The sequence below is a fragment of the Flavobacterium mesophilum genome (assembly GCF_039581405.1).
GTDB lineage: Bacteria > Bacteroidota > Bacteroidia > Flavobacteriales > Flavobacteriaceae > Flavobacterium.
The window spans coordinates 675905-697783 of record NZ_JBCPXZ010000003.1 but is presented as its reverse complement, the minus strand read 5'-3'; the positions used below and the strand labels follow the sequence as shown (position 1 = coordinate 697783).

At 33.8% G+C, this 21879-nt stretch carries 21 protein-coding genes; 17 read left to right on the top strand and 4 right to left on the bottom strand.

Annotated features, from left to right (window positions below; translation table 11 throughout):
* Positions 1-513: 513 nt before the first annotated feature.
* The 13 genes from atpB to AAYQ19_RS11910 all read left to right on the top strand — a co-directional run bounded on the left by atpB (position 514) and on the right by AAYQ19_RS11910 (position 13158).
* A complete protein-coding gene (gene atpB, locus AAYQ19_RS11970; RefSeq protein WP_343536524.1) occupies positions 514-1662 on the top strand; it encodes a F0F1 ATP synthase subunit A in 1149 nt (382 codons plus the stop codon).
* Positions 1663-1692: 30 nt separating this feature from the next.
* Positions 1693-1884, top strand: coding sequence for an ATP synthase F0 subunit C (atpE, locus tag AAYQ19_RS11965; protein WP_343536523.1), 192 nt, complete (start codon positions 1693-1695; stop codon positions 1882-1884).
* 128 nt (positions 1885-2012) lie between these two features.
* Complete coding sequence (locus tag AAYQ19_RS11960; RefSeq protein ID WP_343536521.1) at positions 2013-2513, top strand: F0F1 ATP synthase subunit B; 501 nt, start codon at positions 2013-2015, stop codon at positions 2511-2513.
* 4 nt (positions 2514-2517) lie between these two features.
* The gene (gene atpH, locus AAYQ19_RS11955; RefSeq protein ID WP_343536520.1) at positions 2518-3051 is read left to right on the top strand and encodes an ATP synthase F1 subunit delta; all 534 of its coding nucleotides are present in this window, start codon (positions 2518-2520) and stop codon (positions 3049-3051) included.
* 37 nt (positions 3052-3088) lie between these two features.
* On the top strand, positions 3089-4666 hold the full coding sequence (atpA, locus tag AAYQ19_RS11950) for a F0F1 ATP synthase subunit alpha (protein WP_343536519.1): 1578 nt from the start codon (positions 3089-3091) through the stop codon (positions 4664-4666).
* Positions 4667-4755: 89 nt separating this feature from the next.
* On the top strand, positions 4756-5616 hold the full coding sequence (atpG, locus tag AAYQ19_RS11945) for an ATP synthase F1 subunit gamma (protein ID WP_343536518.1): 861 nt from the start codon (positions 4756-4758) through the stop codon (positions 5614-5616).
* A gap of 497 nt (positions 5617-6113) precedes the next feature.
* Positions 6114-6560 carry a GNAT family N-acetyltransferase gene (locus AAYQ19_RS11940; protein WP_343536516.1) on the top strand — a complete coding sequence of 149 codons (447 nt, stop codon included), beginning with the start codon at positions 6114-6116 and terminating at the stop codon, positions 6558-6560.
* A gap of 93 nt (positions 6561-6653) precedes the next feature.
* Positions 6654-8114, top strand: coding sequence for a lipopolysaccharide biosynthesis protein (locus tag AAYQ19_RS11935; RefSeq protein ID WP_343536515.1), 1461 nt, complete (start codon positions 6654-6656; stop codon positions 8112-8114).
* A 29-nt stretch (positions 8115-8143) separates the two neighbouring features.
* Positions 8144-8578, top strand: coding sequence for a dUTP diphosphatase (dut, locus tag AAYQ19_RS11930; RefSeq protein ID WP_035646609.1), 435 nt, complete (start codon positions 8144-8146; stop codon positions 8576-8578).
* 98 nt (positions 8579-8676) lie between these two features.
* Positions 8677-9693 (top strand): sugar phosphate nucleotidyltransferase, encoded by a 1017-nt coding sequence (locus AAYQ19_RS11925; RefSeq protein WP_343536514.1) that lies wholly within the window; start codon positions 8677-8679, stop codon positions 9691-9693.
* A gap of 52 nt (positions 9694-9745) precedes the next feature.
* Entirely contained in the window at positions 9746-11095 is a 1350-nt protein-coding gene (locus AAYQ19_RS11920; protein ID WP_343536513.1) for a tetratricopeptide repeat protein, read from the top strand.
* A 3-nt stretch (positions 11096-11098) separates the two neighbouring features.
* Complete coding sequence (gene lolB1 / locus AAYQ19_RS11915) at positions 11099-11881, top strand: lipoprotein insertase outer membrane protein LolB1 (RefSeq protein WP_343536512.1); 783 nt, start codon at positions 11099-11101, stop codon at positions 11879-11881.
* A 23-nt stretch (positions 11882-11904) separates the two neighbouring features.
* Positions 11905-13158, top strand: coding sequence for a murein hydrolase activator EnvC family protein (locus AAYQ19_RS11910; RefSeq protein ID WP_343536511.1), 1254 nt, complete (start codon positions 11905-11907; stop codon positions 13156-13158).
* 45 nt (positions 13159-13203) lie between these two features.
* Here the strand turns inward: AAYQ19_RS11910 and AAYQ19_RS11905 are convergent, their stop codons facing one another.
* Positions 13204-13623: a CBS domain-containing protein gene (locus AAYQ19_RS11905; protein ID WP_343536510.1), complete on the bottom strand. Its 420-nt coding sequence runs from the start codon at positions 13621-13623 to the stop codon at positions 13204-13206.
* A gap of 230 nt (positions 13624-13853) precedes the next feature.
* Here AAYQ19_RS11905 and rbfA point away from each other — a divergent pair, with 230 nt between their 5' ends.
* The 4 genes from rbfA (at position 13854) to AAYQ19_RS11885 (ending at position 17726) form a co-directional block, all read left to right on the top strand.
* Positions 13854-14246 carry a 30S ribosome-binding factor RbfA gene (rbfA, locus tag AAYQ19_RS11900; protein WP_163409529.1) on the top strand — a complete coding sequence of 131 codons (393 nt, stop codon included), beginning with the start codon at positions 13854-13856 and terminating at the stop codon, positions 14244-14246.
* Between the two features lies 1 nt (position 14247).
* Positions 14248-15447, top strand: a complete 1200-nt coding sequence (locus AAYQ19_RS11895) for an ABC transporter permease (RefSeq protein WP_343536506.1) — start codon at positions 14248-14250, stop codon at positions 15445-15447.
* Positions 15448-15619: 172 nt separating this feature from the next.
* Complete coding sequence (locus AAYQ19_RS11890) at positions 15620-17047, top strand: MATE family efflux transporter (RefSeq protein WP_343536505.1); 1428 nt, start codon at positions 15620-15622, stop codon at positions 17045-17047.
* A gap of 70 nt (positions 17048-17117) precedes the next feature.
* Positions 17118-17726, top strand: coding sequence for an N-acetylmuramoyl-L-alanine amidase family protein (locus AAYQ19_RS11885; protein WP_343536504.1), 609 nt, complete (start codon positions 17118-17120; stop codon positions 17724-17726).
* Between the two features lie 54 nt (positions 17727-17780).
* On the opposite strand, the gene dusB is transcribed toward AAYQ19_RS11885, so the two are convergent.
* The 3 genes from dusB to AAYQ19_RS11870 all read right to left on the bottom strand — a co-directional run bounded on the left by dusB (position 17781) and on the right by AAYQ19_RS11870 (position 21875).
* Positions 17781-18773 (bottom strand): tRNA dihydrouridine synthase DusB, encoded by a 993-nt coding sequence (gene dusB / locus AAYQ19_RS11880; protein ID WP_343536503.1) that lies wholly within the window; start codon positions 18771-18773, stop codon positions 17781-17783.
* A gap of 148 nt (positions 18774-18921) precedes the next feature.
* Positions 18922-20211 (bottom strand): flexirubin biosynthesis putative acyl-CoA ligase FlxY, encoded by a 1290-nt coding sequence (gene flxY, locus AAYQ19_RS11875; RefSeq protein ID WP_343536502.1) that lies wholly within the window; start codon positions 20209-20211, stop codon positions 18922-18924.
* Positions 20208-21875, bottom strand: a complete 1668-nt coding sequence (locus tag AAYQ19_RS11870) for a C45 family autoproteolytic acyltransferase/hydrolase (protein ID WP_343536501.1) — start codon at positions 21873-21875, stop codon at positions 20208-20210. Before AAYQ19_RS11870 ends, flxY begins: the two co-directional genes overlap by 4 nt.
* Positions 21876-21879 lie beyond the last annotated feature (4 nt).

Sequence of the window (21879 nt, the reverse complement as noted above, 5' to 3'; positions counted from 1 at the left end):
GCATGTTTTTAAAAAAGTACAAACTTGTTTTCTATTTAGTCGTTATTGCATTTGTTTCCTATATAATACACAAGGGAGTTTTTTTCATTTTTAAAATTGATGATCAAAACTTTTTTTACAGTTTAGAAACACTGTATTTGATCTTTTTGTTTTTCTCCGCCTTATTAATAATATTGACATTAAAATTTAAAAAAGACAAGTTCGATACTATCGGAATGTTTTTTATGTTGGGAACTTTTGTTCAAATGTTTTTGTATTATGGATTCCTTCGACCGATTTTATCAGACAAGATTCATAATGTCTCTGTTGAAAAAAGCAATTTTTTTATAACATTTATGCTATTTTTGTTATTTGAGACGGTTTTAACTGTCCGATTATTAAATGAAAAGCGTTAAAATAACAATTCTTTAAAACAAGGTTTAAAAATAATTTTTCATATCCTTTTGAATATTAATAAAAAATGTACCTTTGCACCAAATTTTAGAAACGTAAAAAAATAAGATTTTCCACGATATGGTGATTTCAAACAAACCACTCAGCTTTATTCTAGCAGCTTTTGTAGCTTGTCTTCCACTAATGAGTTTTTCAAATACTGAAAAAGACTCTGCGCATGTTCAAACTGAAGCAGCCCATGAAGGCGCTACAGAAGGTCAGCATGCTGAGCCAACAGATGTTAAATCTAAAATAAAGGCATTTATTGGTCACCACGTTTTAGACTCTCATGATTTTACTTTGACTCAAGATGATGAGACAGGAAAATATTATGGTTTTCCATTACCAGTAATTATTTGGGATAATGGTTTACACATTTTCTCTTCTTCAAAATTCCACCACGGTCATGAAGCAGCAGAATCAAATGGTAATTATTATGCAATTAATCACCATGATGGTAAAATTTACAGAACTGATGCAACAGGAACAATTACTGAGGATGAAAAAACAGGACATCCAACAAATGTTCGTCCGTTAGACTTCTCAATTACAAAAACAGTACTTTCTATTTTTGTTGCAGCATTATTAATGTTTTGGTTGTTTACAAGTTTAGCAAAATCGTATGCTAAAAATGGAGGAATCGCTTCTGGAGTTGGAAGATTCTTTGAACCACTTGTAGTTTTCATTCGTGACGAAGTTGCTATTCCTAATATTGGAGAGAAAAACTATAAAAGATATATGAGTTATTTATTGACTATATTTTTCTTTGTGTTATTCTTAAATATCTTTGGATTGACTCCACTAGGAATCAATGCAACAGGAAACTTTACAGTTACATTTACTTTAGCAATCATTACTTTCTTAATAACAAACTTTTCAGCTAACAAAAACTACTGGGGTCACATTTTCTGGATGCCAGGTGTACCAAAATTAATGCGTATAGTTTTAGCGCCAATTGAATTGTTGGGAGTTTTTATTAAACCATTCTCATTAATGATTCGTTTGTATGCAAACATTTTTGCAGGTCACATCGTATTAATGAGTATTATTGGATTGATGTTTATTTTTAAAAGCTGGATTGGAAGTACGTTATCTTTTGGATTATCATTTGTACTTTCTATTCTAGAAATTTTAGTAGCATTTTTACAAGCCTATATCTTTACAATGCTTTCTGCACTTTATTTTGGTTCAGCAGTAGAAGAGCATGGGCATGAAGAAGCGCACGTTTAATCAGAATGTTTAATTTTTAATATATATATTATGAACGGTTTAAATTATGTAGGTGCAGGATTAATCGTAATCGGAGCAGCATTAGGAATTGGTAGAATCGGTGGTCAAGCAATGGACGCTATCGCTCGTCAACCAGAAGCTTCAGGAAAAATCCAAACAGCTATGCTTATCGCTGCTGCACTTATTGAAGGTATTGGTTTCGCTGCGTTATTCGCTGCTTAATTAAAACACAAAAAGACAATAGTTGCAACGGTTGGTTGTAACTATTGTTTTAAAAATAAAACATTAAAATAAAATTGCTCTTTGCAGTAATTTAAAAAGATATAATTAAAAACTTATAATTCTATATAATGGAAAAGTTAATAAATCAGTTTGAGTTCGGTTTGTTCTTTTGGCAAGTATTAATATTTGTTGGATTAATATTCTTGTTGAAGAAATTTGCATGGAAGCCAATTCTTGATGCAGTAAATGATAGAGAACAAGGTATTAAAGATGCATTGCTTTCTGCTGAAAACGCAAGACAAGAAATGGAAAATTTACAAGCTGACAATCAAAGAATTTTGAATGAAGCTCGTGCAGAACGTGACGCGATGTTGAAAGAAGCTCGTGAGATGAAAGAGAAAATGATTGCTGATTCTAAAAATGAAGCGCAAGCTCAAGGTCAAAAAATGATCGAGCAAGCTAAAGCAGCTATCGAAAGTGAAAAAAATGCTGCAATGGCAGAATTGAAATCTCAAGTTTCGACTTTATCATTAAGCATTGCTGAAAAATTATTGAAAGAAGAATTATCTAACAAAGAATCTCAAACTAAATTAGTAGAGAAAATGTTAGGTGACGTAAAGTTAAACTAAGATTATGGCAGGTACAAGAGCAGCAATTCGTTATGCAAAAGCAATTCTGGACTTAGCAAACTCTAAAGGTGTTGCCGAAGCTGTAAATAACGATATGAAATCAATTGCAAACGCAATTGAAACGAATCAAGAATTGAGCACATTTATCCTAAACCCAACAACAACAGTTGAAATTAAACAAAGTGCTCTTTTAGAAGTTTTTGCAAATGTAAATGATGTAACTAAAGGTTTGTTTCGTTTATTATTTGAAAACAAAAGATTTGAAATTTTAGCTTCAATTGCACAAGAATATACTAAGGTATATGATGAAAGTAATGGGCTTGAGGTTGCAAAAGTAACTACAGCTGTTCCTTTGGACGCAGCTTTAGAAGCTAAAGTTTTGGCTAAAATCGCAACTTTATCTGATAAGAAAATTTCAATTGAAAATATTGTAGATCCTTCAATCATTGGTGGATTTATTTTGAGAATAGGTGACAAGCAATACAATGCTTCTGTTGCAAACAGATTACAAGTATTAAAAAGAGAGTTAAGTAATTAGTTTTATAACACAAAAAGTGTCTAAATTATAAATTAAGATGGCGGAAATCAAACCTGCTGAAATTTCAGCAATATTAAGAAAGCAAGTAGAAGGTTTTGAATCTGGTGCTACGCTAGAGGAAGTAGGATCAGTACTTCAAGTTGGAGATGGTATTGCTCGTGTTTACGGGCTATCTAATGTTCAATATGGTGAGTTAGTGGAATTTGATAACGGTATGGAAGGTATCGTATTGAATCTTGAGGAGGATAATGTTGGGGTTGTATTATTAGGACCATCAACAGGAATTAAAGAAGGATCTACAGCAAAAAGAACTCAACGTATTGCTTCTCTTAAAGTAGGTGAGCAAATGGTAGGACGTGTAGTTAACACTCTTGGTTTTCCAATTGATGGAAAAGGACCAATCGGTGGAGACTTATACGAAATGCCTTTAGAAAGAAAAGCACCTGGAGTTATCTTCCGTCAGCCAGTAACTGAGCCATTACAAACAGGAGTAAAAGCAGTTGATGCTATGATCCCAGTTGGTCGTGGACAACGTGAGCTTGTAATCGGTGACCGTCAAACAGGTAAATCAACTGTTTGTATCGATACAATCTTAAATCAAAAAGAATTTTATGATGCAGGAAAACCTGTATTCTGTATATATGTTGCAATTGGGCAAAAAGCTTCAACTGTAGCAGGAATCGCTAAAATGTTAGAAGAAAAAGGAGCAATGGCTTATACAGTTATCGTTGCTGCAAATGCTTCTGATCCAGCTCCAATGCAAGTTTATGCTCCATTTGCTGGTGCTGCAATTGGAGAGTACTTCAGAGATTCTGGTCGTCCAGCTCTTATCGTTTATGATGATTTATCTAAACAAGCTGTTGCTTACCGTGAGGTTTCTCTTTTATTAAGAAGACCACCGGGACGTGAGGCTTACCCTGGAGACGTTTTCTACTTACACTCTCGTTTATTAGAGCGTGCTTGTAAAGTAATCGCTGACGATGGTATCGCTAAAAACATGAACGATTTACCAGATTCTATCAAATCTATCGTAAAAGGTGGTGGTTCATTAACTGCATTGCCAATTATCGAAACTCAAGCTGGTGACGTTTCTGCATATATCCCAACAAACGTAATCTCTATTACAGATGGTCAGATTTTCCTTGATGGAGATTTGTTCAACTCTGGGGTTCGTCCTGCTATCAACGTAGGTATCTCTGTATCTCGTGTTGGAGGTAATGCACAAATTAAATCAATGAAAAAAGTTTCTGGAACTTTAAAATTAGATCAAGCTCAATTCCGTGAATTAGAAGCTTTCGCTAAATTTGGTTCTGACTTGGATTCTGTTACATTAAACGTAATCGAAAAAGGAAAAAGAAACGTTGAAATTTTGAAACAAGGTTTAAATGATCCTTATCCTGTTGAAAACCAAGTTGCAATTATTTACGCTGGATCTAAAAACTTGTTGAGAAACGTTCCTGTAAATAAAGTAAAAGAATTTGAAGTTGACTTTTTAGCTTACATGAACAGTAAGCATAAAGATACGCTTAACGCGTTGAAAGCTGGTAAATTTGACGATAACATTACAGATGTTATTGAAAAAGCAGCAAAAGAAGTTTCAGCAAAATATAACTAATTAGATAATTGGTAAATTAGATAATTAGAGAATGGTTTCACATATTCTAATTATCTAATTTTCAAATTGTCACATTTTCTAATTAATAGATGGCAAATTTAAAGGAAATCCGTAATAGAATTACTTCCGTTTCATCGACGATGCAGATTACATCGGCTATGAAAATGGTTTCTGCTGCAAAGCTTAAGAAAGCACAAGATGCAATCACTGCAATGCGTCCTTATGCCGAGAAATTAACGGAGTTGTTGCAAAATCTTTCTGCTACACTTGATGGTGAAGTTGGAGGAGATTATACAACACAGCGTGAAGTAAAAAAAGTATTGCTTGTAGCGATAACTTCGAATAGAGGTTTATGTGGTGCATTCAATTCAAATGTAATTAAGGAGATTAAAAACCGTACTGATTTTTATGCTGGAAAACAGGTTGATGTTTTTGCTATTGGTAAAAAAGGTGGAGACGCTTTAATCAAAACGCATAAAATTCACGGTCATCATAATGCAATTTTTGATAATTTGACTTTTGAAAACGTTGCAGGAATTGCTGATGATTTGACTGGAAAATTCTTATCTGGAGAATATGACAGAATCGAATTAATTTACAATCAGTTTAAAAATGCTGCTACTCAAATTGTTCAAACAGAACAGTTTTTACCGCTAGCACCTATTAAATCTGATGCATCAGTTTCTGCTGGAGATTATATTTTCGAGCCTTCAAAAGAAGAAATTGTATTGACTTTGATTCCTAAATCGTTAAAAACTCAATTATATAAAGGTATCCGCGATTCATTTGCTTCAGAGCACGGAGCACGTATGACAGCTATGCACAAAGCAACTGACAACGCTACTGAATTAAGAAACCAATTGAAATTGACTTACAACAAAGCACGTCAAGCGGCAATTACTAACGAGATCTTAGAGATTGTTGGTGGAGCTGAAGCTTTGAACGGATAATAAGATATTCAAGAATAAAAAAAGCCAGCAATTTGCTGGCTTTTTTTTGCATTTTATGGAAAGTGGTTTGTGATTTATTTCTAATCGGTTTATAAAATGGTGATTCTCAATTTAATCAAAAATTGAGAATCACTACCATTTTATAAAATTATTGCACAGATTTATCACCTCTGTTTTGCTTTGTCTTTTATGGGAACAAACTAGCTTTATTAGTCCCAAGGCTCTGTTTTTTTGAGGGTTACATTTCAGCAGAATCAATCCCTTGTGCTTTGTCTTTTGTGGGAACAAACTAGCTTTATCCGTCCCAATGCTTTGCTTTTTTAAAGGGTTGCATTTTAGCTTTTCTCATTCCCTGTTATACAAAGTTAATACAGAAGCAATTGTAAAAAATTATATAATTTTTTTAGGTTTTTATACATTTCACATCTTTAGTTGTCTCAGAATTATACTATAAACGTTGAAAAATTGAGTATTTTTGAGGTTTATTTTTTAGTACAATGGAATTTCAAATACGAGAACTTACCACAATCGAAGAAATGCTGGAACAAATTGACACCATGCGATTTCTTTATCCAAAACTTTCAGTTGAAAAGTATCAATCCTTTCTTTTGGAGATGGTACCACATAATTATATTCAAATTGGAGTTTTTGATAATGATTCTTGTTTAGGAATCACAGGTTGCTGGTCGGCGACAAAACTATGGACAGGAAAATATCTTGAGATTGATAATTTTGTTGTAAATCCAGAATTTAGATCTAAAGGAATAGGAAAATTGCTAACAGATTATGTTGATCAAAAAGCCAAGGATTTAGGATGCAGCAGTATCGTTTTGGATGCATTTACTGGAAATTTTGGAGCACATCGCTTTTACTACAATCAAGGTTATGGACCAAAAGGATTTCACTTTGTAAAAGTTTTGGACGAAACTAAATTGACACAATAAAAATACAGAAAACCTGTTTTATTGAACCTGCAAATCATTATTAAACCAAAGAATTGGTTATTTTTGTTTTACGAACTTTATTATTAAATTATTTTGGGATTATATAAAAATCTATTCAAACAAACTGCGATTTACGGACTAGCAACGGTTTTACCTAGAATGCTGAGTTTTTTATTGGTCAGATTATATACCGGTATTTTGCCAACAGCAGAATATGGCGAAGTGTCGATTGTCTTGTCTTGGATGGTTTTCTTTAATGTTGTTCTTTCTTACGGAATGGAAACTGCTTTTTTCAGATTCTATAGTGCCGAAGAAGACAAGAAAAATGTAATCGCAACTTCTACGATTTCAATATTTTGGTCGTCTATTGGATTTTTGTTTGCAGCTTTGATTTTTAGAAATACGCTTGCAACTTGGGCCGAAGTCGATGTTCAATATATTACTTATTCCGTTTGGATTTTGGTCCTGGACGCCCTGGTTTTAGTGCCTTTTTCAAAATTAAGAGCGAATCAGCGCCCAATGGTTTATGCTGCAATCAAGATTGGAAATGTGATAATAAATTTATTACTGAACATTTTCTTCTTAATGTATTTGCCTACACTTGCCGCTTCAAACCCTAATTCAATTTGGGATAATTTATATGTTGAGAATTTCCAAATCGCTTATATTTTCATTGCAAATCTTTTGGCAAGTCTAGCCACTTTTATTGTGCTTTCGCCAAATTATCTTTCACTTGGGCGAAAATTCGATCCAGAACTTTGGAGAAGAATGATGAAATACGGACTGCCAATTTTGGTTGCCGGATTAGCATTTGCCGTAAACGAACATTTCGATAAAATCTTATTGGGATATTTGCTTCCTGAAAATTTGGCAAAATCTGAAGTTGGTGCTTATTCAGCTTGTTATAAATTAGGATTGTTTATGGTTCTATTTGCAACAGCATTCAGATTAGGAATAGAACCTTTCTTTTTTAGTCATGCAAAAAATGAAAACGCACCGCAGACTTATGCCGTAATTACGAAATATTTTGTGATTTTAGGATCACTAATTTTGTTGGGAGTTATCGTATTTGCTGATGTCTTGAAGTTTTTGCTTCTTAACGACAAATCCTATTGGGAAGCAATGAAAGTAGTTCCTTTGATTATTTTGGCAAACTTCTTTTTAGGAATTTACAACAACTTATCGGTTTGGTATAAATTGACAGACAAAACAAAAATTGGAGCTTATATTTCGATAGTTGGTGCGATTGTAACTTTGGTTTTAAACTATCTTTTGATTCCGAAATACAGTTATTATGGTTCGGCGATTGCGACCATTTCTGCTTACGGAAGCATGATGCTTATTTCCTATATCCTTGGAAATAGATATTACCCAATTCCTTATGACATGAACAAGATTGGTGCTTATTTAGGCGTTTCAATATTATTTTCAATAATTTCATTTTACGGATTTAGAGAGAAATATTATGTTGGAATTCCGCTTCTTTTAATCTTTATGTATATGGTTTATCATTTTGAAAAAGATACAATTAAGGGAATAATGAAGAAAAAGTAAGACCGCATTTAAAAATTTTATACGTACAAATGAAAATACAGATCATAAATAAATCACAGCACGACTTACCAAACTACGAAACAATTGCTTCGGCAGGGATGGATTTGCGTGCTAATTTAACAGAATCAATTACATTAAAACCGTTAGAAAGAACCATTGTAAAAACAGGGCTTTTTATTGAATTGCCAATTGGTTATGAAGCACAGGTAAGACCAAGAAGCGGACTGGCAGCGAAAAAAGGCGTAACCGTTTTAAATTCTCCAGGAACTGTAGATGCTGATTACAGAGGTGAAATAGGAGTGATTTTAGTAAATTTATCAAATGAGGAATTCGTTGTTGAAAATGGCGAGCGAATTGCACAATTGATTATCGCAAAACACGAAAGGGCAGAGTGGATTGAAGTTGAAGAATTATCTGAAACATCAAGAGGCGCTGGAGGTTTTGGAAGCACAGGCGTGAAATAGTCACAGTCGCAGTTTTCAATAATCAGTACTTTCAAATGAAAAAATAAGAACCAAACCAAGAAGATTTTTAAAATCTTCCCGTAAAAATAAAGATAAAAATGAAAATAATAGTTCCAATGGCGGGCCGCGGCTCGAGACTTAGACCACATACATTAACAGTTCCAAAACCTTTAATTCCGGTTGCAGGAAAATCTATCGTTCACCGTTTGGTGGAGGATATTGCCAAAATTTTAAAAGAACCTATCGAGGAAGTTGCTTTCATTTTAGGTGACGAAGCTTTCTTTGGCGAAGATGTTGTAACAAGTTTACAGGATTTGGCAAAAGGTCTTGGAGCCAAAGCGTCTATTTACCGTCAAGATTTACCTTTAGGAACAGGTCATGCGATTATGTGTGCGAAAGATTCTTTGTCTGGTCCTGCAGTTATCGCTTACGCAGATACTTTAATCAGAGCTGATTTTGAATTGGATCCTTCGGCAGATGCTGTAATTTGGGTAAAACAAGTAGAGCAGCCAGAAGCTTTTGGAGTTGTGAAATTAAATTCAAATAATGAAATTATTGAGTTAGTTGAGAAACCAAAGGATTTTGTAAGCGATTTAGCGGTTATTGGAATTTACTATTTCAAAGAAGTGGGAGATTTGAAAAAAGAACTTCAAGGCGTTTTGGATAATAATATTCAAAATGGTGGAGAATACCAAATCAACGACGGAATTAAAGCCATGATGGCAAACGGAAAAGTTTTCAAAACGGGAAGCGTTGATGAATGGATGGATTGTGGAAACAAAGATGTAACTGTTGAAACAAACAGCAGAATGCTTGGATTTTTGCACAACGACGGCGAGCATTTAGTTGATTATAATGTTACGTTGGAAAATGCAACGATTATTCCACCATGTTATATTGGAGAAAATGTTGTCTTGAAAAACACAACAGTTGGACCGAATGTTTCTGTTGGAAAAGGTTGCCGAATCACTGACAGTTCTATTAAAAATAGCTTAATACAAACCTATTCTCAAATAAAAAACGCTAACTTAGACAATGCGATGATTGGAAATCACGTTAGCTATGATGGTAAGTTTACTAGCATCAGTATTGGAGATTATTCGGTTTTAGAATAAAAAAAGAGTTTTAGTAGATTCTTTTTGGTTTAAAAAATAAATTGTAAAAAGAATGAAAAAAGGCGTTTTAGTACTTTTATTTTTGGTTTTGCTTGGCAATTCAAATTCGGTTTTGGCTCAGACTGAACCGGAAGATATTGCCATGGTGCCAGATGAATATCAAGATGCTTTTTATGAATCTTTGAAACAAAAAGGAATCGAAAATTATGATAAAGCTATAGTATCATTAGAGAAATGTATAAAAATAAAACCTAGTGATGCTGTTGCTTATTTCGAATTAGGGAAAAATTATTTTGCTTTAAAAGACTATCAAAGTGCAAATACGGCTTTTGAAAAAGCGACACAGTTAAATCCTAAAAACAAATGGTATTGGCTTGGAATTTATGACGTAAGTTATGAAACCAAAAATTATCCGTTGGCGATTGAAACGATTCAGAAAATTATTGTTTTTGACGAAGAATACAAAGATGATTTGATTTCGTTATATATGCTTACCAATCAATTTGATAAAGCGCTTGTTGCGATAAACGAAATGAATGATAAATTCGGAAAATCAGAAGATCGTGATCGCTACAAAATGCAGATTTTATCGCAGGGAAAATATCAAAATGCAGAGATTGCGAATTTGATCGATCAGATAAAAAAGAATCCGAAAGAAGAATCAAATTATATCAATCTGATTTATTTGTATTCGAAAACAGATGATAATGATAAAGCTTTGGAAGCCGCAAAACAATTGGCAAAAGAAGTTCCAAATTCAGAATGGGCGCAAGTAAGCTTGTTTAAAACCTATTTGGATGCCAATCAAGCAGACAAAGCAATTAAGTCGATGAATGTGATTTTGTCAAGTTCAAAAATTGATCCAAAAATCAAGCATCGCACATTGAATGAATTTTTGATTTATGTGAATAAAAATCCGCAATATGCTCCAGATTTAGAGAAAGCGATTTCTTATTTTGACAATGACCCAAATGTAGATGTTGCAAAAGAAATTGGAAAATTTTATCACAGCAAAGGCCAGTATGAAAATGCTATTAAATATTATGAAAAAGATTTAAAAGCACATTCAGATACTGATCGCGAAACCAATTTGCTTCTGCTCGAAGCGTATACAAAGGCCAAACAATTTGAGCCAATGACAAAAAGAGCTATGAATATGATTGAAGTTTATCCGAGTCAGCCACAATTTTATTATTATGCAGGACTGGGAAACAATCAGTTAAAGCAATTTAAGAACGCAAAAACCGTTTTAGAAATGGGACTTGATTATGTTGTGGATGATAAAACGCTGGAATCAAATTTTAATATTCAATTAGGAGAGGCTTACAATGGTTTGGGAGATGCCAAGAAAAAAGAGGAATACTTTTTGAAGGCCAATGAGTTATTAAAACAAAAGAAGTAAAAGATGAAAAAATATATAGCAGTTTTAGTACTGTCGGTTTTTGTGATTTCATGCAAATCAAAAGCTGTAGCGTTACAAAACAATACTACTAAAACAGAAGAAGCGCCAAAAGAAGATAAAAAAGCAATTGAAAAACATTATAACAATAAGTTAGATTTTTCGACTTTAAGCATAAAAGCCAGCGCAAAATATGAAGATGAAAAGCAAAGCCAGAATGTTACGGCCGATATCAAAATCGAAAAAGACAAACAGATTTTAATAAGCGTTCGTTTTCTTGGAATCACAATGGCGAAAGCTTTGATCACGCCAACAACGGTTAGTTATTATGAAAAAGTAAAAGGTTCTTATTATGAAGGCGATTTTACTAGTTTAAGCAAATGGCTGGGAACAGAACTAGATTACAGCAAAGTTCAAAATTTACTGGTAGGAGAAGCTCTTGACGATTTGAGAAAAGGAAAATATACGCAGACAATTGTAGAAAATCTTTTCCGTTTGGAAGATGAAAAAGAAGATAAAGTAAAAAAGGTTTTTTATCTTGATTCGGATAAATATTTGATTCAGAAGGAAGAAATTTCACAATCGGCAGAAAATGTAAATCTGGAAATTATTTATTCAGATGTTAAAACATATAATCAAGGAACGCTTCCAACGAATATTGAAATTAATGCGGTACAGCCAAAAGGCAAAACAAACATTAGTTTAAATTATAATAATATTTCATTTAATGAAGAACTTTCTTTCCCATATAGTGTTCCTAGTGGGTATAAAAAAGTTATAATTAAGTAAATTTGCAAAAAGAAAACAGAAACATGCATAAATTTCTCCTAAGCCTAATTTTTATTTGTGCCACGACTTTTACGTGGGCACAGGATTCACAGCAAGAAAAACTTGAGCAGCGTAAAGCGCAAATTCAGCAGGAAATTAGAGATAATGAAAAAATGCTTCAGTCTGTGAAGAAACAGGAGAAATCGGCTGTAAATGTTTACATGATTCAGGCGAATAAAATTAAGCTGAAAGAGAAACTTATTAATACAACTGCAAAGCAAGAGCGAATTTTAAGCAATGACATGTACATTAACCAAGTTCAGGTTAATAAGCTGAAAAAAGAATTGACAGTTTTGAAAGCTGATTACGCGAAGATGATTTTGAAATCCTATAAAAGTCGTTCTGAGCAAAGTAGAGCCATGTTTATTTTGTCTTCTGAAAGTTTTTTGCAGGCTTATAAAAGAGCGCAATATTTAAAACAATATACAAATTACAGAAAAAATCAAGGTTTAGAAATTCAGTCTAAAACGGCTCAATTGGTTGATTTTAATGCAAAACTAGACGGACAGCGACAAGTTAAAAAGAAGATTATTGCTGAAAATCAGAAAGAAAAACAAAGCTTAGAAGTTGAAAAGAAAGAACAGCAAAAATTAGTTAATTCTCTTAAAAAAGACAAAAACAAAATTATTGCCGATACCAGAAACAAACAAGCTGAAGCTAAAAGAATCGACAGACAAATTGATCGTTTGATTCGTGAAGCAATTGCTGAAGCAAATAGAAAAGCGGCCCTTGAAAGAGCAAAAGAAAATCCAGGATCTACATCTTCAACAGCGCCAGTTTCATCTTCTAAAATTGCTTTAACGCCAGAAGGAAAAATATTAGCAGCAGACTTTAAAGCAAACCGAGGAAAATTGCCTTGGCCAGTTGAAAAAGGATTTGTTTCGTTAGGTTATGGAGATCAGCCACACCCGTTGCATCCGTCAATTACGGTTCATAATTCAGGAGTTGAAATCACAACAGAACAAGGCGCAACAGCCCGTGCAGTATTTGAAGGAGAGGTTTCGAGCGTAATTGTTTTATCGCCAATCAACAGAGCTGTTATGATTCAGCACGGAGATTATTTTACAGTTTATCAAAATTTAAGTTCAGTTTCAGTTGCAAAAGGTGATAAGGTAAGTACGAAACAAAGTATTGGAAAAGTAAGAACCAGTGGAGATACAGGAAAAACAACCATTAAGTTTTTGATTCTTCAAAATACAACCAATATGAATCCGGAAGGATGGTTGCAAAATAGATAAAAAAAGGGAGCTCAATGCTCCCTTTTTTATTAAATATAAATTTGATTAATCGTATTGTTCTAAAAGATATTTGATAACATCTGTTGTGGTGACAATTCCTTTAAGCTCGTCGTGATCGACAACTGGCAATGCGTGGAAATCTTCTTTGGCAAAAATCTCGGCCAAATCTTTAATAATCATGTCTGACGGAACTGTTTTTGGTTTGTTCGTCATTACTTGAGAAATTGTCAACATATCAAGAATTGCTTCATCTGCGCCTTCTTGACCTTCAAACAAAGCTCCAAAAGTCAGTCGGTTGATGTCTGTTCGGCTGATGATACCCACGACTTCTTTTCCTTTAACAATCGGAATGTGACGAATTGTATTTTTCTTTAATTTTTCAACTACAGTTTTTAAATCATCTTTTTCATTTGCAGTCACCACGGTTTTTGTCATAATGTGACTAATTGGTTCTCTCTTTTTCATGATAAATAGGTTGTAATGTTTCCATCAAAGGTCGAAAAAGAATAGTGTGAAAAATATGACTTTTATCAGATTTACTGTTTGAAAATAAGAAAGTTAAGTTAATTTTATTTTTGAATTAAAAATGAAGAAATGAGGATCAGATAAGGATGAAATAATCATCTAATTGAAAAATCAATTTATATCTTGAGTCGAAATTAACCGATTGAATTTAAAAATAGTATTTTTGCAGTATGGAAACAAATAGACAGAAAAAAATAGGCGGTGTCATCCAGAAAGACTTGGTTGATATTTTGCAAGGTGAAGTGCGAAAAAACGGAATTAGCAATTTAGTAATTTCGGTATCCAAAGTTAGTGTTACTACAGATTTATCTGTGGCAACAGTATATTTAAGCATTTTTCCTCAGGAGAAAGCAAAAGAAACTTTAGAAGCTATAAAAACAAATACAACTTTAATCAAACATGATTTGTCACAACGCGTGCGTTTGCAATTGCGTCGTGTGCCAAACTTGGTGTTTTTTATTGACGATTCATTAGATTATATCGAAAAAATCGACAATGCTCTTGCAGGTAAAGAAAACCCAATTGAAAACCGTGACCTTTTAGAAAAAAGAAGAAAATCATAAATTGAATTTCCCGCTTTACATAGCCAAACGTTATATTTTTAGCAAAAGCAAAAACAATGCTATCAATATCATTAATCGTATTGCCAGCTTAGGTATTATTGCTGGTACGATGGCTTTGTTTGTGGTTTTATCTGTTTTTAGTGGATTAAAGGTTTTTAGTTTGTCGTTTACAAACGAGATTGATCCCGATTTGAAAATGACAAGCACCTATGGAAAATCATTTTTGATTACACCAGATCAGGAAAGCCAGATCAAAAAAATTGACGGTGTCGTATCCTATACCAAAATTATAGAAGAACGCGTTTTGTTTTTGTTTAAAGACAAACAAAAAGTTACTTCGTTAAAAGGAGTTGACCGCAATTATCCTGTAGTCAATGATATTAGAAAAAAGCTTTTTACTGGACAATGGCTTAAACCAGATACATATCAGGTGGTTATTGGCTATGGAATTTCGCGTGATTTTTCTTTAGGCGTTTTGGATTTTGAAAATCCGTTGCAGATTTTTGCGCCAAAGCCAGGAAAAGGAGCGATTGAAAATCCTGAAGATGCTTTTACAAAAACAGATGTTTTGCCAGTCGGAATTTATTCGATTAGTGAAGATTTAGATTCCAAATACGTTTTTGCTGATTTAGGTTTGGTTCAAGAATTGTTGATGTACAAGCCAAATCAAATTTCTGGGCTTGAATTTAATCTGAAAGAAAATGCAGATGAAAGTGCAATTCGATCACAATTAGAAAGCATCTTCAAAAACAAAGTAACACTTCGAAACCGTGCACAGCTCAATGAATCTTTGTACAGAATGCTTAATACCGAAAATATTGCGGTGTATTTGATTTTTACATTGGTGATCATTGTGGCACTTTTTAATTTGATTGGTGCTTTGATTATGATGATTTTGGAGAAAAAAGGAAATCTAAAAACCCTTTTTAATCTCGGAACAGAAATTAGTCATCTGCGAAAAATATTCCTTCTTCAAGGAACTTTGCTAAGCGTTTTCGGTGGAATAATTGGACTTATTCTTGGAGTCATTTTAGTATTGTTGCAGCAGAAATACGAGTTGATTATGATTACGCCAACTTTGGCTTTTCCAGTTGTTTTTACAATTGAAAACATTCTTATCGTTTTAGGAACCATTATTTCTCTTGGTTTTCTGGCTTCTTTAATTGCTTGTAGCCGTGTCAGCAAAAAGCTGTTAGATTAAGATTTCCGGCTGAAAAATATTTCCTATATTTATCGGATCAAAAAATTACCGCATATGATTGTTTCTGCCTAATCCTGATTTATTTTTTTAGAATAATTAGGATACTTACGTTTTTTACTTTTTAGTTCAGGTTTGCTGATCTGAACAATTTTATCATTTATCCTAACTTATCATGACAGAAACATCTATAAAGGAAAGTTTTATTTCCAAAATTTTTACCACAACAAAACAAGCTTTAAAAGGCGATGAATCATTTGATTATACTTCTGGAAGTATAAAAAAAGCTGTAATTCTATTGGCCATTCCAATGGTTTTGGAAATGATGATGGAATCGGTTTTTGCATTAGTCGATTTGTATTTTGTTGGACATTTAGAACATAGTAGTTTTGCCATTCAAACTGTTGGTTTGACAGAATCGGTATTAACCGTAATTTATTCATTAGCAATAGGAATGAGTATGGCAGCCACGGCGGTTGTCGCCAGACGAATAGGAGAAAAAGATCCTGTCGCTGCAGCGAAAGCGGGAATGCAGTCAATTATAATCGCATTTGCAGTAAATAGTGTTCTGAGCATTTTCGGAATTATTTATGCAAAAGATATTTTGATTTTAATGGGTTCTTCTATAGAATCAGCAGAACACGGTTTTCGATTTACACAGATTATGATTGGCTCTAGTTTATGCATTATGCTTTTATTCTTGATAAACGGAATTTTCCGCGGAGCAGGAAATGCAGCAATTGCCATGAAAAGTCTTTGGATCGCGAATATTTGCAATATTATTTTGTGTCCGATTTTAATTAATGGTTTTGGACCAGTTCCAGCTTTCGGATTAATTGGTGCTGCATTGGCAACTACTATTGGAAGAAGTATTGGGGTTTTATATCAATTATATCATTTGTTTTCTGGAAGCGGCATTTTAAAAATTAAGCTTCCTTATTTTGCTCCAGATTTTACACAAATAAAAGCTTTGGTAAAAATCGCAGCTCCAGGAATTTTACAGTTTGTAATTGCATCTTGTAGCTGGATTTTCTTGGCACAATTAGTAGCAACAACAGGAGGCGACCACGGTTCAGCAGGATATCAGACCGCTTTAAGGATTATGATGTTTTTCATTCTTCCTGCATGGGGATTAAGCAATGCGGCAGCAACTTTGGTTGGGCAGAATTTAGGTGCCAAACAAATCGAGCGTGCTGAAAAATCCGTTTATACGACCGCGCGATACAATGTAATTTTCATGGCTACTATTATGATTATTACCTTAGGACTGGGACAATATATTATTTCGTTTTTCACGAATGATGAACAAGTGAAAACCATTGCAATTGAAGCTTTGCAGATTATGAGCATCGGCTTTATTTTCTACGGAATCGGGATGGTTTTGATTAATACGTTCAACGGAGCAGGAGATACTTGGACACCAACCGGAATTAATTTCTTTGGATTTTGGTTATTCCAAATTCCGTTAGCTTTTGTATTGGCAAAACATTTTAATATGGGACCAACCGGCGTTTTTATTGCCATTCCAGTTGCCGAAACTGCAATTACCTTGACGGGAATCTTTTTTTATAAAAGAGGAAAATGGAAACGAGTTCAAGTATAAACACCAATTTTGTGCAATATTTTCTTAAATTTTTCGTTGGAATTTACTTAACACCAAAAACAAATTTAGTATGAAAACAATCACCAAAGTTTTAGGAATTCTAAGTACCGTATTTTTATTTGTGCTTTTTTCGTTCAAGCCAGCAGAAGAAAAAAGAGTAATTGTAATTGATGCCGGGCACGGAGGAGAAGATCTTGGTGCTGTAATTAATGGCATTCAGGAAAAAACTATTTCCGAAACAATTGCAAAAAAAGTAAAAGCTTTAAACAAAGATTCTAACATTGAAGTTGTACTGTTGCGAGATGGAGATCATTTTATAGAATTGAAAGACAGAGTTTCCATGATTAATAATCTTAATCCAGATTTGGTAATTTCGTTGCATATCAATTCTTCTCAAAATAAAGACATGAACGGTGTTCAAGCGTATGTTTCATCTTCTAAAAAAGAGTACCGTGACAAGTCGATGGAAAGTGCAGAAAAGATCGTCAATAACGTTTCTGGCAATAATCTTGCAAAAGGTAAAATTGAAGAAGCTAATTTTTATATTTTGAAAAACGCAAATTGTCCAGCAGTTACATTAGAAGTGGGTTACTTATCAAACAATAATGATAGAGCGTATTTAAATAGTGAAAAAGGGCAAAATGAAATTGCCTTTAGAATTTTAGAATCGGTAAAATAAAAACCATAATATAAAAATAAAAAGACCTTCAATTTTGAAGGTCTTTTTTATGTTTTAAGCAAACTCATATCCTGCATAAACCTGTTCGATTTCTTTCATAATGGCGAATAAATCTTCAGGCACATCAGTTGTAACTAATTTTTGTTTGAATTCTTTAAACGAATGGATTCCTTTGAAATAATTTGTATAATGACGACGCATTTCCACAATTCCAAGACGCTCGCCTTTCCAATCCATTGACCATTGCAAATGATTTCTAGCGGCTTCCACACGATCAATAACCGTTGGAGCAGGTAAGTGTTCTCCAGTTTTGAAATAGTGCTTGATTTCGTTAAAAATCCACGGATAACCAATCGCAGCACGACCAATCATGATACCGTCAATTCCGTATTCGTTTTTATATTTTAAAGCTTTTTCCGGACTGTCGATATCGCCATTTCCGAAAATAGGCATTGTAATTCTTGGATTGTTTTTTACACGCGCAATGTGTGACCAGTCAGAATGGCCTTTGTACATTTGCGCACGAGTTCTAGCGTGAATCGTTAAAGCTTGAACACCAATATCTTGAAGTCTTTCTGCTACTTCATCAATATTGATTGAGTTTTCATCCCAACCTAAACGCGTTTTTACAGTAACTGGCAAATTAGTTCCTTTGATAACGGCTTGTGTCAAACGAACCATCAAATCAACATCTTTTAAAACTCCCGCGCCCGCACCTCTGCAGACTACCTTTTTTACTGGACAACCAAAATTGATATCCACTAAATCCGGTTTTACCGTTGAAACAATTTTAGAAGACATTTCCATCGCTTCTTCGTCACCACCAAAAATCTGAATTCCAACAGGGCGTTCGTAATCAAAAATATCCAGCTTCATTCTACTTTTTATAGCATCACGAATCAATCCTTCCGATGAAATAAATTCAGAGTACATCATGTCAGCTCCATGCGTTTTGCATAATCTGCGAAACGGCGGATCACTAACATCTTCCATCGGTGCGAGTAATAAAGGAAATTCGGGTAATTCTATGTTGCCAATCTTGACCATCTTCATAATTTTTTGCAAAATTACAACTTTTCTTCGAATTGACGTGATATTAGGGGCAAAGTGACAGAGTAACAAAGTTGCAAAGTTTTTTTTATCAGGCAATTACATGACCTTTGTTACTCTGTCACTTTGTAACTTTGTCCCTATACTAAGATCTATAGTCAAAAAATCGAATTGGTTTTCGGCTCATTGGGTTAAAAACGATGGGATTTAGAATTTCCTTTGGAACAAATTCTATTTTCGGAGTTACTCTTAGTTTCGCTCTAAAATGATCTTTAATTTCCTGAAGAAATTCTGGAGATTGGTTTTTTACCGCAATTTTGATTAGGATTTCATCCGTACCTAAATCATTGGTTGAAATTTCAATTAAATGATTTTCGATATTATCAAAACTGCTCAAAACATCGTTCATCGCTGGTGGATACAATGTTGTCCCTTTATATTTGATCATTTGTTTTTTACGACCAACAACCGGGCCGACACGTAAAGTATTTCGTCCGCATTCACAAGGTTCATCATGAAATTGTACAATATCGCCGGTTTTAAAACGAAGCAAAGGCATCGCTTCAATTCCTAAAGTGGTAAAAGTAAGCTCGCCAGTTTCACCATTTTTAACCGGCATATTATCTTCATCTAAAACTTCGACAATGATTAATTCCGGATGATGATGTCCGCCTTTTCCATGTTCACATTCTGTAAAAGCCGTACTCATTTCGGTAGAAGCATAAGTCGAAAACAACTTGATGCTCCATTTATCGGTGATTTTTTTAGATAAAATATTCATTGAAAAATCTTGTTCTCTCAAAGATTCTCCAATGCAAATGGCACCTTTTATGCTCGAATTATTGTAATCGATTCCGTGAATTTCGGCGTATTCAATTAATTTCAAAAGGAAAGAAGGAACCGTAATCAAATAACTCGGATTGTATTTTAAAATCGAATCCCACTGCATTTCTGGAATTCCGGCACCAACGCGAATAACGCCAACTTTCAATTTTCTTAAACCAAGAAAATAAGCCAATCCGGCCATAAATTTTCGATCAATTGTCGTCATTAATTGAACCACATCACCTTCTGCAATTCCGGCGCAAGCGAAAGAAATAGCTTCATTATATGCTAATCGATCCAAATCAGAATCAGTTAAACCGAAAGTTACCGGATCACCCAAAGTTCCTGATGTTGAGGCATAATCGATAATTTTATGTGGCGGAACACACAAAAAATCATCGTTGTATTGTTGTAAATCTTCTTTTGTAGTTACGGGAAGATATTGCAAATCTTCCAGCTTTTTTATCGTCGAAATATCAATATTTCTTCCTGCAAAAAGTCTTTTATAAAAGGGAGAATTCTCACTTATATAAGCTAAAAGTTCAGTCAATTTATGCTCTTGAAAAACTTTAATTTCGTCTAAAGAATTTTTTTCTATTGCTGGAATCATTGTAATTTTCTTTTGAGTTTTTTTAAATATTTTTCAATTTTTGCTTTATCAGGAGCTGTTGTAATTTCTTTGGTAAGCGCTTTCTCAAAATTGATCTGAGCTGCGCGGAATTCTTTTCGCTGATAAAAGTACAACCCTGCTTTGTAATATACAACCCAATAATCGGGGTTTAAGGATTGATAATGGCTTATAAATTCAGAAGAAATTGCCTCTTTATTTTTGAACCAAACATCTATTTGATGATTTTCATTTCTAAATTTTTTATAGTTTTGAAACGCCTCTGTCTTTAAAAAAGGATCTTTGGCAATATTCAAATTTGCTTCTGCAAATGAAATTGCGGTATTTGTTTTTTTGGAAGAAAAAATAGAATCCAAATTATAGCAAACGAATTCTCCTAATTGATACGGATTTGCCGAAACCCAAACGAGTTTTTGTTCTGGTTTGAAAATAATTCCGTGATGCGCCATTAATTGATTCAGCGCTTTTTCATTTCCAAAACCTAGCGGAATATCATGTAGGCCATTTTTATTTCTAAGAATTTCTGAAGCAATTTCTGGGTTTATTTTTTGGTTTTCCGAAAGAAGTTCCTGTATTCTTTCAAAACGATATTCAGAATGACTTTCGGCGATTTGCGTTTTATTTCGTTTGTCATTTTTAAAAGAGTCACTCTGAAAATGGTTAGAACAAATTAATTGATTGCTATTTGGGACTTCAAAAACGTCTATTTTTTTTGGAGAAACTTCAATTAAAACGGCTTTGTTGTCTTGAGCGCTTCCTACCATAATAGATTCGGAAACAAATACTTTTCTTTTTTTTGCAATCGCAATTGCTTCTTCAATATTTTGTGCGTGTTGTAAAATTTCTCGAGTCAAAATAGAAATTGGTGTTTTGGCGCTCAACGGAATTTCTGATTTTGCGGCATTAATCGTAACCGTCAAACCTTGCTGATTCATTCCAGAAACTGCACCAATCATTCCGGGCCAGGAAACCATCATAAAATTGTGACCTTGCTCAGGTTTAATAAAGGCAATGATTTTATTTTCTGCGAAAGCATCGTTGACATAAAAATCAAAATTTCGGCCCAAAATCAAATTTCCATCTTCTGATTTTTCGCCCCAAGCGGCAAATGACGAGCAGCCAACTAAAGCCAAATCCTGTAAAGCGTGCCCAATGTCGTGCGCCGCGTGCAAGTACAAACCGCGCTGATATTGTGGTGCAATGTTGTCAAAATCGTGCGAGGTATATTGTGAAACACCAAAAATCTCGGTCTGATATTCGTCGGGAACATTGGCATATAATTTACGGTTGTACCATTTTAAGAAATGACGCAATAGTTTTTGCTCAAATTTTGACGGAACTAAATCTTTGATTTTGGAGAAAAATATTTGTTGTTGTCTCTGTAAAAGTGAATCAGACAAAGCACCGGTATTCAGTCCTATTTCTAAAGGATCACCTTCGACATAAAGTTCCCAAAGGCCTTGTTTATTTTTTAAAAGAGAATTATTTCCTGAAATAAAAACGCTATCAGAAACTTTTGTGACAACAGGTTTTGCGGCATTAAAGTTCGAAATATCCGGCTGATGATTTTTTGATTTCGAAGTACCACAAGAAACCAGAATCCCTAAAAAACCGATGAAGAAAAGATATGTAATTCGGTTTTTCATAATT